The sequence below is a fragment of the Pseudomonas sp. 05T35 genome, from assembly GCF_056396605.1.
The window spans coordinates 1-13,464 of the sequence record NZ_JBFTLU010000177.1; the positions used below are offsets into that span (position 1 = coordinate 1).

At 56.4% G+C, this 13,464-nt stretch carries 12 protein-coding genes, 1 other RNA gene and 2 pseudogenes; 7 read left to right on the plus strand and 8 right to left on the minus strand.

Features of this window, described 5'->3' with window-relative positions; genetic code table 11:
• From AC1DH9_RS15075 to AC1DH9_RS15095, 5 genes and pseudogenes are all read left to right on the plus strand, one after another.
• Positions 1 to 764 (plus strand): lactate utilisation protein LutB domain-containing protein (locus AC1DH9_RS15075; RefSeq protein WP_477808364.1); only part of this gene is annotated, 764 nt, incomplete at its 5' end.
• A pseudogene (locus AC1DH9_RS15080) lies at positions 764 to 1,315 on the plus strand (LutC/YkgG family protein); the annotation flags it as partial. The gene AC1DH9_RS15075 and the pseudogene AC1DH9_RS15080, both read left to right, overlap by 1 nt.
• Positions 1,276 to 3,930: pseudogene (locus tag AC1DH9_RS15085) on the plus strand (FAD-binding and (Fe-S)-binding domain-containing protein); the annotation flags it as partial. The pseudogenes AC1DH9_RS15080 and AC1DH9_RS15085, both read left to right, overlap by 40 nt.
• Before the next feature lie 432 nt (positions 3,931 to 4,362).
• Positions 4,363 to 4,751, plus strand: a transfer-messenger RNA (tmRNA) gene (gene ssrA, locus AC1DH9_RS15090).
• 185 nt (positions 4,752 to 4,936) lie between these two features.
• On the plus strand, positions 4,937 to 6,193 hold the full coding sequence (locus AC1DH9_RS15095; RefSeq protein ID WP_477806154.1) for an integrase domain-containing protein: 1,257 nt from the start codon (positions 4,937 to 4,939) through the stop codon (positions 6,191 to 6,193).
• Between the two features lie 166 nt (positions 6,194 to 6,359).
• On the opposite strand, the gene AC1DH9_RS15100 is transcribed toward AC1DH9_RS15095, so the two are convergent.
• From AC1DH9_RS15100 to AC1DH9_RS15115, 4 genes are read right to left on the minus strand one after another with little or no spacing between them, the layout of a single operon-like run.
• Positions 6,360 to 6,629 (minus strand): hypothetical protein, encoded by a 270-nt coding sequence (locus AC1DH9_RS15100; protein ID WP_477806153.1) that lies wholly within the window; start codon positions 6,627 to 6,629, stop codon positions 6,360 to 6,362.
• Complete coding sequence (locus tag AC1DH9_RS15105) at positions 6,626 to 7,606, minus strand: integrase domain-containing protein (protein WP_477806152.1); 981 nt, start codon at positions 7,604 to 7,606, stop codon at positions 6,626 to 6,628. The genes AC1DH9_RS15100 and AC1DH9_RS15105 overlap by 4 nt, the downstream gene beginning before the upstream one ends.
• Complete coding sequence (locus AC1DH9_RS15110) at positions 7,590 to 7,943, minus strand: hypothetical protein (protein WP_099268129.1); 354 nt, start codon at positions 7,941 to 7,943, stop codon at positions 7,590 to 7,592. Before AC1DH9_RS15110 ends, AC1DH9_RS15105 begins: the two co-directional genes overlap by 17 nt.
• On the minus strand, positions 7,936 to 9,336 hold the full coding sequence (locus AC1DH9_RS15115; RefSeq protein WP_477806151.1) for a YfjI family protein: 1,401 nt from the start codon (positions 9,334 to 9,336) through the stop codon (positions 7,936 to 7,938). The genes AC1DH9_RS15110 and AC1DH9_RS15115 overlap by 8 nt, the downstream gene beginning before the upstream one ends.
• 931 nt (positions 9,337 to 10,267) lie before the next feature.
• Between AC1DH9_RS15115 and AC1DH9_RS15120 the strand changes: the two genes are divergently transcribed.
• On the plus strand, positions 10,268 to 10,423 hold the full coding sequence (locus tag AC1DH9_RS15120; RefSeq protein ID WP_477806150.1) for a hypothetical protein: 156 nt from the start codon (positions 10,268 to 10,270) through the stop codon (positions 10,421 to 10,423).
• Here the strand turns inward: AC1DH9_RS15120 and AC1DH9_RS15125 are convergent.
• The 4 genes from AC1DH9_RS15125 to AC1DH9_RS15140 all read right to left on the minus strand — a co-directional run bounded on the left by AC1DH9_RS15125 (position 10,403) and on the right by AC1DH9_RS15140 (position 12,320).
• The gene (locus tag AC1DH9_RS15125; RefSeq protein ID WP_477808365.1) at positions 10,403 to 10,651 is read right to left on the minus strand and encodes a LasR-specific antiactivator QslA; all 249 of its coding nucleotides are present in this window, start codon (positions 10,649 to 10,651) and stop codon (positions 10,403 to 10,405) included. The two genes, AC1DH9_RS15120 and AC1DH9_RS15125, sit on opposite strands and share 21 nt — an antisense overlap.
• Positions 10,635 to 11,012, minus strand: a complete 378-nt coding sequence (locus AC1DH9_RS15130; protein WP_028237301.1) for an Ltp family lipoprotein — start codon at positions 11,010 to 11,012, stop codon at positions 10,635 to 10,637. The genes AC1DH9_RS15125 and AC1DH9_RS15130 overlap by 17 nt, the downstream gene beginning before the upstream one ends.
• A 199-nt stretch (positions 11,013 to 11,211) precedes the next feature.
• On the minus strand, positions 11,212 to 11,784 hold the full coding sequence (locus AC1DH9_RS15135) for a hypothetical protein (protein WP_477806149.1): 573 nt from the start codon (positions 11,782 to 11,784) through the stop codon (positions 11,212 to 11,214).
• 257 nt (positions 11,785 to 12,041) lie between these two features.
• Positions 12,042 to 12,320, minus strand: coding sequence for a hypothetical protein (locus AC1DH9_RS15140; protein WP_477806148.1), 279 nt, complete (start codon positions 12,318 to 12,320; stop codon positions 12,042 to 12,044).
• A 393-nt stretch (positions 12,321 to 12,713) separates the two neighbouring features.
• Here AC1DH9_RS15140 and AC1DH9_RS15145 point away from each other — a divergent pair, with 393 nt between their 5' ends.
• Complete coding sequence (locus tag AC1DH9_RS15145; RefSeq protein WP_367248047.1) at positions 12,714 to 13,049, plus strand: GrlR family regulatory protein; 336 nt, start codon at positions 12,714 to 12,716, stop codon at positions 13,047 to 13,049.
• Positions 13,050 to 13,464 lie beyond the last annotated feature (415 nt).

Below are 13,464 nucleotides of genomic sequence, written 5' to 3' on the forward strand. Positions count from 1 at the left end.
GCCGCATGTCGACTACCGTGCCGCCGGTACACATCGCGGTCACCGGAATCGAGAAAGTCGTCGAAAACCTGCGCGACGTTGTGCCGCTACTCTCATTGCTGACTCGCTCGGCCCTCGGTCAGCCAATCACCACTTACGTCAACATGATCTCCGGCCCGCGCAAGGAGCATGAACTCGACGGCCCGCAAGAAGTGCACCTGGTTTTGCTCGACAACGGGCGCAGCCAGGCCTTTGCCGACAGCGAACTACGCCAGACCCTGAACTGCATCCGCTGCGGCGCCTGCATGAACCATTGCCCGGTCTACACGCGCATCGGTGGCCATGCCTATGGCGAGGTTTACCCAGGCCCGATCGGCAAGATCATCACGCCGCACATGGTTGGCCTGGCGAAAGTCCCGGACCACCCGAGCGCCTCGTCGCTGTGCGGTGCCTGCGGTGAAGTCTGCCCGGTAAAAATTCCGATCCCGGCATTGCTGCGCCGCCTACGCGAAGAAAACGTCAAAGCTCCAGACAGCCCTCATCAAGTGATGCGCGGCCAAGGCAGCAAGTACTCGCGCAAAGAACGCTTCATCTGGAACGCCTGGGCCAAGCTCAATAGCTCACCGACGCTGTATCGGCTGTTTGGTTTCTTCGCCACTCGCCTGCGCGCCCTCACGCCAAACAACATTGGCCCGTGGACACAAAACCACAGCGCACCGAAACCCGCCGCTCGCTCACTGCATGACATGGCCCGCGAGCATCTGGCCAAACAGGGAGACCGTTGATGAGCGCCAAGCAAAATATCCTCGCCAAACTGCGCAATAGTCTGACCGGCACCACGCCTGTGCCTGACAACTTCGACGAAGCACTGGTGACCGAGCCTTACACTTACACGCCAGAGCAACGCATCCCACAACTGCGCAAACTGATGGAAGCGGTGCACACCGAAATCCATCTGACCAGCGAGCAAGGCTGGCCGGAGTTGCTCGCGCAATTGCTGCGCGATCGTCAATTGCCGAGCCTGCTGATCGCGCCAACTACGCCGCACGGTCAACGTGTCACGCAGCATTGGGCGAATACCCCTGACCTGCCCACACTGAAAGCCTACGACCGTCCGGTAGAAGAATGGAAAGCCGAGCTGTTCAACGACACYCCGGCCAGCCTGACCACCACCCTCGGCGCGATCGCCGCCACCGGCAGCCTGATCATCTGGCCGACCCGCGAAGAACCACGGCTGATGAGCCTGGTACCGCCAGTGCATTTCGCCCTGCTCAAGGCCAGTGAAATTCGCGACAACTTCTATCAGGTCCAGCAAGAGTTCAAGTGGGCCCAAGGCCGGTGACCTTCCGCGCCGCTGGTACCAGTCTCTCCGGTCAGGCTATCAGCGACTCGGTGCTGATCGTCCTTGGCGACAACTGGAACGGTCGCGAGATCCGCCGTCAGGGCACACAGATCCGCCTGCAACCGGGTGTGATCGGCGCACAGGCGAACGCCTGGCTGGCACCGTTTGGCCGCAAGATCGGCCCCGATCCGGCGTCAATCAATGCCTGCAAAATCGGCGGCATCGTCGCCAACAACGCCAGCGGCATGTGCTGCGGCACTGCGCAAAATACCTACCACACACTGGCCGGCATTCGCCTGGTACTGGCCGATGGCAGCCGCCTCGACACCGAGGACGCCGCCAGTGTCGCGGCTTTTCGCAACAGTCATGCTGAGTTGCTGGAACGTCTGGCGACACTCGGCCGCGAGACCCGCGCCAATAGCGAATTGGCCACAAGGATTCGCCACAAATACCGTCTGAAAAATACCACCGGCCTGTCGCTCAATGCCCTGGTGGATTTCGACGAGCCTGTGGATATCTTGAGCCACTTGCTGGTGGGCTCCGAAGGCACGCTGGGGTTTATCAGCGCGGTGACCTACGACACGGTGATCGACCATCCGAACAAAGCCTCGGCGCTGATCGTCTTCCCGGATGTCGAAACCTGCTGCAATGCCGTGACCGTGCTGAAAAGCCAACCGGTGTYGGCCGTGGAACTGCTCGACCGCCGCAGCCTGCGCTCGGTGCAGGACAAACCCGGAATGCCGGCCTTCGTCCAACAACTATCGGCCAACGCCTGCGCCTTGCTGATTGAATCACGCGCTGCATCAACTGCGTTGTTGCACGAACAACTGGCGCAGATCATGAATTCACTGGTCGCGTTCCCGGTGGAGAAACAGGTCGACTTCACGCAAGACCCGGCAGAAAACGCCAAGCTGTGGGCGATCCGCAAAGACACCTTCCCTGCCGTCGGTGCGGTGCGCAAAACCGGCACCACGGTGATCATCGAAGACGTGACCTTCCCGGTGGAGCAACTGGCGGCAGGTGTGAACCGTTTGATCGAGCTGTTCGACAAACATCACTACGACGAAGCGATCCTTTTCGGTCATGCATTGGAAGGCAATCTGCACTTCGTCTTCACCCAAGGCTTCAACAGCGCGGAAGAAGTCGCACGCTATCAGGCGTTCATGGACGACGTGGCGCAACTGGTCGCCGTCGAGTTTGGCGGCTCGCTGAAAGCTGAACATGGCACCGGGCGCAACATGGCGCCCTTCGTCGAACTGGAATGGGGCAGCGATGCCTATCAGTTGATGTGGCAGCTCAAGCGCCTGCTCGACCCGAACGGCATTCTTAACCCGGACGTGGTGCTCAGCGAAGATCCGCAGATCCACCTCAAGCACCTGAAACCGCTGCCGGCCGCTGACGAGATTGTGGATAAGTGCATCGAGTGCGGTTTCTGCGAACCGGTCTGCCCGTCAAAAGGCCTGACCTTGAGTCCGCGCCAGCGCATCGTGATCTGGCGCGACATTCAGGCAAAAAAACGCGCAGGCATCGACACCTCGGAACTGGAAGAGGCTTATCAATATCAAGGCCTCGACACCTGCGCCGCCACCGGACTGTGCGCGCAACGCTGCCCGGTCGGAATCAACACCGGCGAACTGGTGAAAAAACTCCGTAGCCGCACGGCAACCCGGACCAAAACCGCCAACTGGCTGGAAGGAAATTTCGCCACTGCGCTGCAAGGTGCACGCTTCACGCTGCACGTGGCCAACGGTGCGCGGATGCTGCTGGGCGCGCCACGATTGACGAAGATTTCTACCGCGCTGACCAAGCTGTCCAAAGGGCAAATCCCGCAGTGGACCAACGCCATGCCGCAACCGGAACGAGCGATTCGCTTCAGCCCGACGGTGACCGACGAGCGCCCGCGCGTGGTCTATCTGGCGGCGTGCGTGTCGAGGGTCATGGGCCCGGCGGCGGGAGACAAGGAGCAAATGTCGCTCTACGACAAAACCCGTGGCCTGCTGGAAAAAGCCGGCTACCAGGTAGTTTTGCCGGACAATCAAGACAACCTCTGCTGCGGTCAACCGTTCGCCTCCAAAGGCTATGCCGAACAAGCCGAGCACAAACGCCAGGAGCTGATCGGTGCGCTGCTGCACGCCAGCCGCGGCGGGCTCGACCCGATCTATTGCGACACCAGCCCCTGCACCTTGCGCCTGGTGCAAGACCTTGGCGATGTGCGCCTGGACCTGTACGACCCGGTGCGCTTCATTCGCACGCATTTGATCGACCGACTGGACTTCACGCCCCAAGAAGCACCGATTGCAGTGCACGTGACCTGCAGCACTCAGCACCTCGGCGAGAGCCAGGCGTTGATCGATCTGGCGCGACGTTGCAGCAAAAACGTGGTGATTCCGGAAGGCATTCACTGCTGCGGGTTTGCCGGCGACAAGGGGTTTACCACGCCTGAACTGAACGCTCACTCACTGCGCACATTGAAAGACGCCGTGCAGCATTGCAGCGAAGGCATCTCCACCAGTCGCACCTGTGAAATCGGCCTGAGCCAGCATGGCGGGATCGACTACCACGGGCTGGTTTACCTGGTGGACCGGGTGACCCAAGCCAAAACGGCTTGAAATCGACGCTATCCAGCAAGGGGCGCTCCGCCCCTTTGCTGTACTCTCCTGCCGACGAGATACAACGCTATTTTTCTCGCATCACAAGAACCCTTGTGCGCCGCCACAGTCTATCTGTTAAGCCCAAACCCCTTGCTTCCCGACGCTGTTCAAGGAGAAACCCCATGAAGCGATCCGCTCTGGCCGGACTGCTTATCTGCGCGACACTGACAACCGCCCACGCCTTTGCCTCAAACGAGAGCGATATGTGCGCAAGGAATCTTCAAACACTCACCAGCGAACTGGCCAATGCGACCAAGCTGGATGCCGCCACACAAAGCGACGCCACGAGCAAACTCCAGCAAGCCAAATCCGCCTATGACGCGAAAAACGACCGGGAATGCGTAGCCCTGACGCAGCAGGCGCTGCAATCCGTTCAAAGCCACAAGAACAGGTGTAGGATTCGACGCCGGTTGCGAAACTTTAGGTGCATGCCGAGTTGGTAACAGAACTCGTAAATCCACTGTTGCAACTTCCTATAGTTGCCAATGACGAAACCTACGGGGAATACGCTCTCGCTGCGTAAGCAGCCTTAGCCCTTCCCTCCTGGTACCTTCGGGTCCAGCAATCATCAGGGGATGTCTGTAAACCCAAAGTGATTGTCATATAGAACAGAATCGCCGTGCAGTACGTTGTGGACGAAGCGGCTAAAACTTACACAACTCGCCCAAAGCACCCTGCCCGTCGGGTCGCTGAGGGTTAACTTAATAGACACGGCTACGCATGTAGTACCGACAGCGGAGTACTGGCGGACGGGGGTTCAAATCCCCCCGGCTCCACCACTTCATCATCTAAAGACGTCCACGGACGTCTTTTTTTGTGCCTTAAATCCAGTAAATACGGGGATTTCAGCGCTTACGGGAGCTTTGGAGGTTTTCTGAGTTCCAGCTGCTTTGGTATCCCAGGTGGTATCCCGGACTACCAAATGCTATTTTCAGGATACCAAAACGGTGCTGGAGGTAGCCCCATGCCTACTAACGCAACCCGCCTCTCCGATCGCCAGCTCAAGGCGGTCAAGGCAACTGGTAAAGACTTCGTCCTCAGCGACGGCGATGGCTTACAGCTTCGAGTCCGCGCGAGCGGCTCAATGATGTGGAACTTCAATTACCGTGAGCCCCTGACCAGAAGCCGTATCAATATGGCGCTTGGTCCATACCCCGACCTTTCCCTAGCCAACGCCCGGAAGAAAGCCGCAGAGGCGCGTGAGCTGCTCGCTTTGGGCATTGATCCTAAAACCCAGCGTGATGAGGTGAGGCAAGCCAAACTTGCTGAGACTGAACACACTTTCGAGAAGGTGGCCACCGCGTGGTTCGAGCTGAAGAAAGACTCCGTAACCAAAGCCTACGCCGAAGATATTTGGAGATCGCTGACGCTTCATGTTTTCCCAAGCATGAAAACAACGCCGATCTCTCAAATCACTGCTCCGATGGTTATCAAGATCCTTCGCCCAATCGAGGCCAAAGGGAGTCTCGAAACCGTGAAACGATTGAGTCAACGACTCAACGAGATCATGACCTACGGGGTCAACTCCGGGCTGATATTTGCGAACCCCCTCAATGGAATTCGGGCGGTGTTCAAGAAACCCAAGAAAGAGAACATGGCTGCGCTTCCACCTGAGGAGCTTCCCGAGCTCATGATGGAAATCGCGAACGCCAGCATAAAGCGCACGACCCGCTGCCTGATCGAATGGCAGTTGCACACGATGACCCGCCCTGCCGAAGCAGCTACCACACGATGGGCAGATATCGACTTCGACAAGCGCATTTGGACCATTCCGCCAGAGCGCATGAAAAAGCGTCGGCCGCACACAATCCCTCTTACCGATCAGGCACTTTCGTTACTGGAGACGCTCAAGCAACTCAGCGGTAACAGAGAGTACGTGTTCCCCTCAGATAGAAACCCTCGCACCCATGCCAATAGCCAGACCGCCAACATGGCGTTGAAGCGCATGGGCTTTCAGGACCGTCTAGTCAGCCACGGCTTGCGCTCGATGGCGAGCACCATCCTGAATGAGCATGGATGGGATCCGGAGCTGATCGAAGTCGCGCTGGCGCATGTCGACAAGGACGAAGTTCGTAGCGCCTACAACAGGACGGACTACATCGAACGCCGGCGTCCGATGATGGCTTGGTGGAGTGAACATATCCAGAAGGCGGCCACCGGCAGCCTGTCGGCATCGGCTATCAATCAAACCAGAGATCGCAACGTCGTACCGATTCGCTGAACATCCAAAAGGTACGCGCCACCGGCTACGATCCGTGTCGTGTAGTAGGGCGAAAGGAGTGACGACAGTTGCCAGATCTCTGGTATGCCTACGCTTTTTCAGCCAAGCCCCTGAGTATGGGAAGGCTCCGCATTCCCATACTCAGGGGCTCACGCTTAAAGGTCTATCAGGCAACCACGATTTTTGCCTTTCTACGGCGGATCAACCCTGCTGTTAACTCGTAGTAGTAGATGGTAGCTGGAGCTGAGCATCGCAAATAGTGCTCCAGAAACCATCTCACGTGCTTTTCTCTCCAGGACCAGGGAGTCGCGCAACCCCAGCGTTCACGAATCACCTCGTGCATCCTTTCTGCTTGCCTGATGTGCCGCTGCTGCGTGGCATGTGCACCTTTGAGCACGGGGCGCAGGAACAACACTATGTCGAACTCGGCCGTCATCGCCGGCCTCCGATGTAGGCACTCACCACATCGATGCGGTTATGTCCCAACTCGTGGCTGATCTGCTTACGGGCTTGCTGATCGAGTGCTCGATCCTCTTGATGAACACGACCACCATTAACGGGTGCAGGAAAGCCGATTAGTTGCTCATAGCGCTCACAGGCGTAAGCCGCCCGCAGCTCATGAAAACCTTTCAATCCATACTCATGCAGGATGTCCCGTGCCGGTCGCACAACTGCCCGCATAAAGTCTTTGTAGCTTTCGTCGGGCGCCAACAAATTCCGGCTGCCATTGGGTGAGGTCGCGCTGGCCCAATCCAGGGCATCGCGAACTTGATCCGTTACCGTAATCCAGCGCGGTGCCGAGGCCCCTGATCGACCACCTTTGGTGCCATCCTGGATGTTGATCTTGCCCAGTTGCCGAACCTCACGTTGCAGTCGGGGCAGATCGGCCAGGATCGCTTCGCGCAGGCGCATACCAGTCTCACGGGCGAGGAGCACAATGGCACTCACCCTCGATTGCTGACGATCTGACAGAGCCCGCGCGATCAACTCGACCTGCGCACGGTCTTGGCCTTGCGGAGCCTCACTACGCACGCTTGAGCGCTGCAAGCCAAGCACCTTACTCGGACTCGGGATTTTGACGTACTGATCACCGCGCAGCGCGGCCATCGTTCGGTTCACGCTGGACAGTCGGTTCTGCGCGGTGGCAATGCCGACGTTGCCCTGATCAACCTGCTCCCGCACGTGGACGGCGTACCGCATGAGGATCTCGCGGTCTATCTGGCGCGCGTCGTTGACCCTCGGTCCTTCATCGGATCGACACCAATGCACGAACGCCTGCCAGCGATCACTATGGGCTTTGACGGTAGCAAAATGGCCGTCGCCAAACAGGTCTTTCAGTGCTTGCGGTCCAGCATAGCTAAGCTGGCGACCGAAGCCGAAATTGCGCCCGGCTCGCTTACCGACCCGAGCCATTTTTCTGTTCCTGATCGACTGCCGCGAGATCATGCAAAAGGGCTCGCCAGTGCGCACTTACAATCGCGAACTGAGCCCAATCAGTCGGGCGAAAACACAGCGTGTTGTCGGTGACGTAAAGATGCGCACCCTCCTCTTTCAACCATTGAATAATGGCTGTCGTAGAGGCGATAGCTTTATGGGTGGTGGCGACACTGGCGACAGCGGCGACAACCCTCGTCCTGCTTGGTTTTGAGCGTGGCGACAAAGTGGCGACAGTAGCGGCGACAAATCGCGCTTTGGGCTCCTTTTGACGCTGAGCCAGATGGTTGCGCAGCGCTTCATCAAGATTAAACATGGCGCACCTCGAAGGTGTGGCCGTCGGTGATCAGCCACTGATGATCAAGCAACTCGACCAGAAGCTTGGTGGCATGGCGACTGCTCTTACGGGCAAAGCGGGGACCGTTGCGATTCAGGTCTCGAATACTGAAGCGCTTCCAATCTTTGGCCTGCAGCCAGCGCAACAACCGGTCCGCCTCTTCCTTAACTCGACACACTGGCTCCTGCTCAGTCAGGCGCTGGATCTCGGTGAGGTAGTAGCCGACTAAAGCGGAGGCCCGTTGGATATGATCGACCTCCACGACGCTGCTCTCCTCCACAACTGCAAGAATGCCGGCGATGCGCAGCAGGTTATCGGCGGCCTTTGATCCGCTGGGCCGTACGCTGGCCAGCTCGCCAAACTCCCCGAGCTGAGCTTCGATAGCATCATGCAAATCAATCCAGCGACGACGCGCCAGCGGACTGAGGCTCAGCTTTGACAGCTGCAAGGCTCCGTCAGCGGAAAGTGACCAAGGCTGATAAAACAGAGCCGAAAGGCGGTGATGAAAGCGCCTGAGGGCGGCGTCTTTGGACAAGTCGACAGCCTGGTAGCTACGTTGCCCGGCTAGACTGGTGGGCCAGGTCATCAAGCAGCGCCCTAGAATGCCTTGCCCCTGCAGCAACGGGTCACTGAGTAACTGCATGGCCAAATACGGTTGCAGCATCAGGTGCAGGCTCAGGCGTCGGTCATAGGCTCTTAGGCTTTCGCCTGCCATAGAGCGAGCACGATCAATCGGGCTACCGTCCCAGAGTGACGACAAGGTCGTGACCGCTTTCAAACGGTTGTCCCGACTCATGGTGCTGCTGCCAAGGAATTGTCCGCCCTCGTCACAGAACAACCCCATGCTCGGCAAGTCATGGCAGAGCCCCTTGATCAGGGCCTCGATCGTCGGGTCTGTGGTGATCAGCCGAGGGGCCGAAGGCTCCGCTTCGAGCGGTACGCTGTTGGTGGGGGCGGGATCGGCAGGATTGATACGCTGCGCTTGTCGCTGTGCGGCACGGTACCGAAAGAGCTGCTCACGATAGTGTTGCCACTGTTCACGCTCCCATTGGCGCGCTGGCAGCAGTGCGTATCGGTCTGCCGCGGTCTTGCGATCACCGGACGCAGCCACCGTGATCAGGTACAACGACAGGGGGTAATGTCTCCCGTCGAGTTGTAAGCCCGCATGACCTTGAGTGGCCAGGGCCGAGGCGGCCAACACCGATTGCGCGGCCAGTGCTTGGGGCACGCCGATAACCTCGGCCATGCGCTCAACCGCAGGCCCAAGAATCCCACCCAGTGCCTGCACCGGATAAGGCTGGGGCACGGGGTTCGACTCAATCAACGGTCGAGGTGGTCGTGGTAGTTCAAGCTTCGGATCTAACTGCTGCATGGGCCCTCTCCTCGATCATTGCTGGTTGTCCTCACGTAGTCCCGCCACGGCTGTTGAGTGTTATCAGGGATCAAGGCCCCTGCGGCCTGTGAGGTGTTCACTGACGCGGAACGAACGGCTCCTTACGACCGGGAGCAAGGGCATGAACCCAAGAATCTGGCCTCCTTAGGCGCATTCAAAGATGCGGACGGGTGGAGGCTGTGCCGACTGACGAGTTCGGCACCTAGATATTCTGGGTGAGAGAAGGCAAAGACCTAGACATCTGGGGCATGCCTGACTGTCAGTCAGGTGCAGCCTGTCCAAAGGCTGCGGCACCGGTGCCTGTGTCGTTGCGGATGGCGACGAATCGGTTTTGTCAGGCCGATTGTCACAGGGAGAGTTGCGGCAATGCCCTATACGACGTGGCTTGCAGCAATGGTACGAGCGCCCGTCTCTTTCCTAGAGAAAGAGACGGGCGAGGTCTAGCGCAGCGAAGTGTGCCAAGAGGTGAGGTTGCTGCAATGCAGCGAGGTAGATCCATCGTCTGCCGCAGTGGGCAGATTGGTCGAGTAGGCATCCATCACTCTTGGGGAGTGACCGTGCGAGCCGCCGGACGCTAATCGCACTTCGGGAGAACCACCACGCTAATGGCGTAGCCTTGAAGGTTCTGGCTACCTGGGCAGGTGCTGTCAACGACCGCTATCCGTGCGCCAATTTTTATACTCACTCGAAATAGCGGTCAAGCGTAATAGTCAACGCGTGCAAAAAGTGGCGACTGTCGCCGCTTTTGTCGCCATGCTCCAGACCACGTTCTACGTGGGTTGTCGCCGGCGTCGCCGCTGTCGCCACACATACATCCATGCCCAACGAAAAGATTCGCGCACATTGAATGGCGCTGCGCTTGATGGAAATCGCGGGCAATTACTGACGAGTGAAAGCAGGCGTGGCGTTCATGAAGTTTGAACATGGAAGGGTGGAGCGCGGCGGCGGAGAGAAAAAGCGAGTGAACCCTCTGATCGGCGCGATCAAAGATCGCTTGATCGGAGGGTTTGGCGAGAAAAGCAAATCTCAAATATCAATTACAGACTCAGGCATCAAAGCTGGATGATTGGGAGGTGACTGCCTCACGTCGCATGATCAGCGTCTGCTGCAACCGCAGCAAAAAACCTGCTTCAAATGCCTCTTGCGGATCACCTGGACGATGACGTTTTCGGTTCTGAGACAGCGCCCACCATAACGGTAATGATGAGCCCTCAAGCCAAGTCTCTGCGCAACGAACACCCTCCTTTATTACCGGAGCGAACTCATCACGCCGTTTTTCAGCAACCATCTGCATGTTTTGCCCCGTAGGTTGCTTGGTCCACAGTGTATTTTTCTCCAGCACTCGAGGAAAGTTGCTTAATGAGGCCTTTGCACGAGAAGCCCATCATATTGAGATACTGCTTCGCAGACCTAACCGCCTGCTGGTTCCAATCAATATTCATGCTGTCCACTGCTATCGTAGCGTCAGAAACGTCGAAACCCTCTCCAGCATCAGATGAAAGCTGATGAATAAGCCCATTCCGTGAGAAGCCCGTCATGCTGAGATACTGCTTCGCTGATCTGACTGCATTATTTTGAGGTCCAGTCAAATCTCCAGCCCATGAGGGAGCAGCAGCAAAAAAAGTGACAGCCAATATTACTTTCAAAAAATTCATCGGAATATCTCCAGAACCCATGTAGCGCCTCTAACGGCCTTAAAATTCTTGTCTTACGGCTCAACTTTACATGACACGTCCCTTTGAGGGGACTGAGCGAATTTCCTCGGCTTTCACCTGGTCAATCAGTGCCTGCAGCTGCGGCGATAGGCCAAGAATCACGTTTATTGCGAGAGTCATTTTTTCCTTGATTACTGAGCTACCGGACGACGTTGAACTCAACAGACTCGTGGCTAGCTAGACAAGCCGCCTTCTTGTCGACGCCATTTAATTTTAAGTCATAGGTTAGACGTACTGAGCCGTTCGGAGCTTCGTAAAAGCCTTGGTTGGCAATTGTAGCGCCGGGAAGTTTCTCAGCCAATTGGCCTGCACAACGAGGTTCAGCATACGCACGGGAAACCGGCTCACTCGTAGCCGGCGTGCCCATCTCGATCTGTGTCCGAGTGTAGAAGGTGTTGTAAAGCTGGCCGCTTCTCACTTCTTTGCACTGTACATAAAACTTCGGGTCCACTGGGTCAGAGTCGGTATCGGGCATCGCATACTCAACTGAGGAGCACTTCTCCTGCCTGCGGTGCATTTCAACCAGCGGAGCGAGCAGCGGTTGCCACTTAGCAAACTTGTCCAGTTTCTTACAACCTTCCCCGCAGCCGCCGATCTTTTCGGGAATGGCACCGGGTGTGATCGGAGCAAGGTGAAGTACAGCTGCTGGCTTGGATTCCTGACCACAGCCGGCCAAGAGCACGGTGACGCTTAAAACGATGAGATATTTCAATGCGGAGTTTCCTTTTTCCGTCAATTAGTATTTTCGAGGCTTCGTTTTGCTGAGTTGACGCAATCGCCGTATCCGCTAGCGTCCTCGCTGTCATCGTAAACTTCATCGCAGATCTGCTTCGCTTGCTGCGTCGAGGATGCTGTATGTGCCGGTGGATTGCAGGCTGAAGTATTCGCCGCAATTATCGCGGCGATAATCAAACCTAAAGCTATCAGCGTATGACGGGGCTCCATGCTTCGGTTTCCTCGAACAGTTTGTCAGTCGTTGTCCTTGCCTACCGTCACTCCATCCACTGTCAGGGTCAGGAAAACAGGCCAAGTCGAGCCGTTCTTGATATCCCACACATAAAAGTGCTTGCCAGGAGTGCCCATGATCTGTGAGTTGTCCTCGACCTGGCGTCTCGCCTGCTCATCCGGCGCGATTACCTGGACGGCGTAACACGGACGGCCGGTATCTAAGTCATACGGACCAGCCTGTCGCCGCAATCGAGAGCCGGGGGGCAGAGTGATTTTGTGTTCGTTTTTGCCACTGCTCATGATCTTTTCCTCGAACTCGTTGCTGCATTGATAAAGCGTTCATAAGTCCTCGGCCATAGACGCCTCAAGCTTGGCCCAAGCAAGCTTCTTGAAGGGCAATATTAAAACACCTGAAGGGCAGTAATCGGCCGATTCTGTTGAAAAAGTCGGCTTCGAATTCCACGGCAGAAAAATACGCGCCTGAGATTGAAATCTGAATTTTTCGCAGTAGGTTCAGGACTCGGATTTCTCGTAACGACGTGCAAACCAGGTGTTTTCACCCATCAGTATTCGAGTAGCAGTCAGTCGGATGCTCCCAGCAAAGAAGTACGATTCACGCTGTTACAAAATACCTTCTCAGTATTTTTCAGGGTACGACTACGCTCAGTGATCCTAGACCACTGAGGTTTCGTTATGACAAATGGAATTTTTCACGTTGATTTTCGCGCAAGCACTGGTGACTACGGTGATGGGTTGGTGGTTGTAAAAGATGGCACAGTAAATGGAGGTGATCCTCACTACTTATATCAAGGGAAAGTACCTACCGAATCGGGCTCGTTTGAATCTCAATTCATTGTGAGAAAGTGGCGCGATGGTAATACAAATGTGGTTGGGGTTGATAATTACACCCTTGACGCAAAGGGACACGTCAACTACGAAAATGGAACCCTTGAATTGCAAGGTAGCGTGTCCGGTGCCCCTCACCTGACCATCCAACTGAAAGGGAAAAAAATTCAAAGCGCTATCTAAGTCAGTTGAGTAGATCAGTTGAGACTGTCGCTAATAATAGCGGCAGTCTCTTGTGCGATCTGATCGGCCGAGGCTGAGCTGTGACGACCGACAAAAGTCGGCCAGAAACCGCCGGTCAAATGCGACCCGAAACATAGCCCCCATAGTCAAATCTCGTAGTGAGTTGGCTTCCCTAGGGAAATTGTATATGATTCGACCTTGATCGCGATAAAGGCCAGCGGCCATTATTGATATAAGTACAACTGAATGATTTAAGAGCAATCCAGATAGATTTATTTGTCGCCCTCAGATTGAGCACCAATAACTCTATCGAAAACTAAACCGCAGGTGTAAAAATCGAAACATCATAATACGCTTCGTAAGTTAACTAAAAGACCTATCGCTGAATTGGAGATCACGTGAGGACTCTGGAAAG

Excerpts from the sequence above, each read along its gene's own strand:
- AC1DH9_RS15095 (WP_477806154.1), top strand. The coding sequence starts at position 4,937 with ATGCCTACTAACGCAACCCGCCTCTCCGATCGCCAGCTCAAGGCGGTC.
- AC1DH9_RS15100 (WP_477806153.1), bottom strand. The coding sequence starts at position 6,629 with ATGACGGCCGAGTTCGACATAGTGTTGTTCCTGCGCCCCGTGCTCAAA.
- AC1DH9_RS15105 (WP_477806152.1), bottom strand. The coding sequence starts at position 7,606 with ATGGCTCGGGTCGGTAAGCGAGCCGGGCGCAATTTCGGCTTCGGTCGC.
- AC1DH9_RS15110 (WP_099268129.1), bottom strand. The coding sequence starts at position 7,943 with ATGTTTAATCTTGATGAAGCGCTGCGCAACCATCTGGCTCAGCGTCAA.
- AC1DH9_RS15115 (WP_477806151.1), bottom strand. The coding sequence starts at position 9,336 with ATGCAGCAGTTAGATCCGAAGCTTGAACTACCACGACCACCTCGACCG.
- AC1DH9_RS15120 (WP_477806150.1), top strand. The coding sequence starts at position 10,268 with ATGAAGTTTGAACATGGAAGGGTGGAGCGCGGCGGCGGAGAGAAAAAG.
- AC1DH9_RS15125 (WP_477808365.1), bottom strand. The coding sequence starts at position 10,651 with ATGCAGATGGTTGCTGAAAAACGGCGTGATGAGTTCGCTCCGGTAATA.
- AC1DH9_RS15130 (WP_028237301.1), bottom strand. The coding sequence starts at position 11,012 with ATGAATTTTTTGAAAGTAATATTGGCTGTCACTTTTTTTGCTGCTGCT.
- AC1DH9_RS15140 (WP_477806148.1), bottom strand. The coding sequence starts at position 12,320 with ATGAGCAGTGGCAAAAACGAACACAAAATCACTCTGCCCCCCGGCTCT.
- AC1DH9_RS15145 (WP_367248047.1), top strand. The coding sequence starts at position 12,714 with ATGACAAATGGAATTTTTCACGTTGATTTTCGCGCAAGCACTGGTGAC.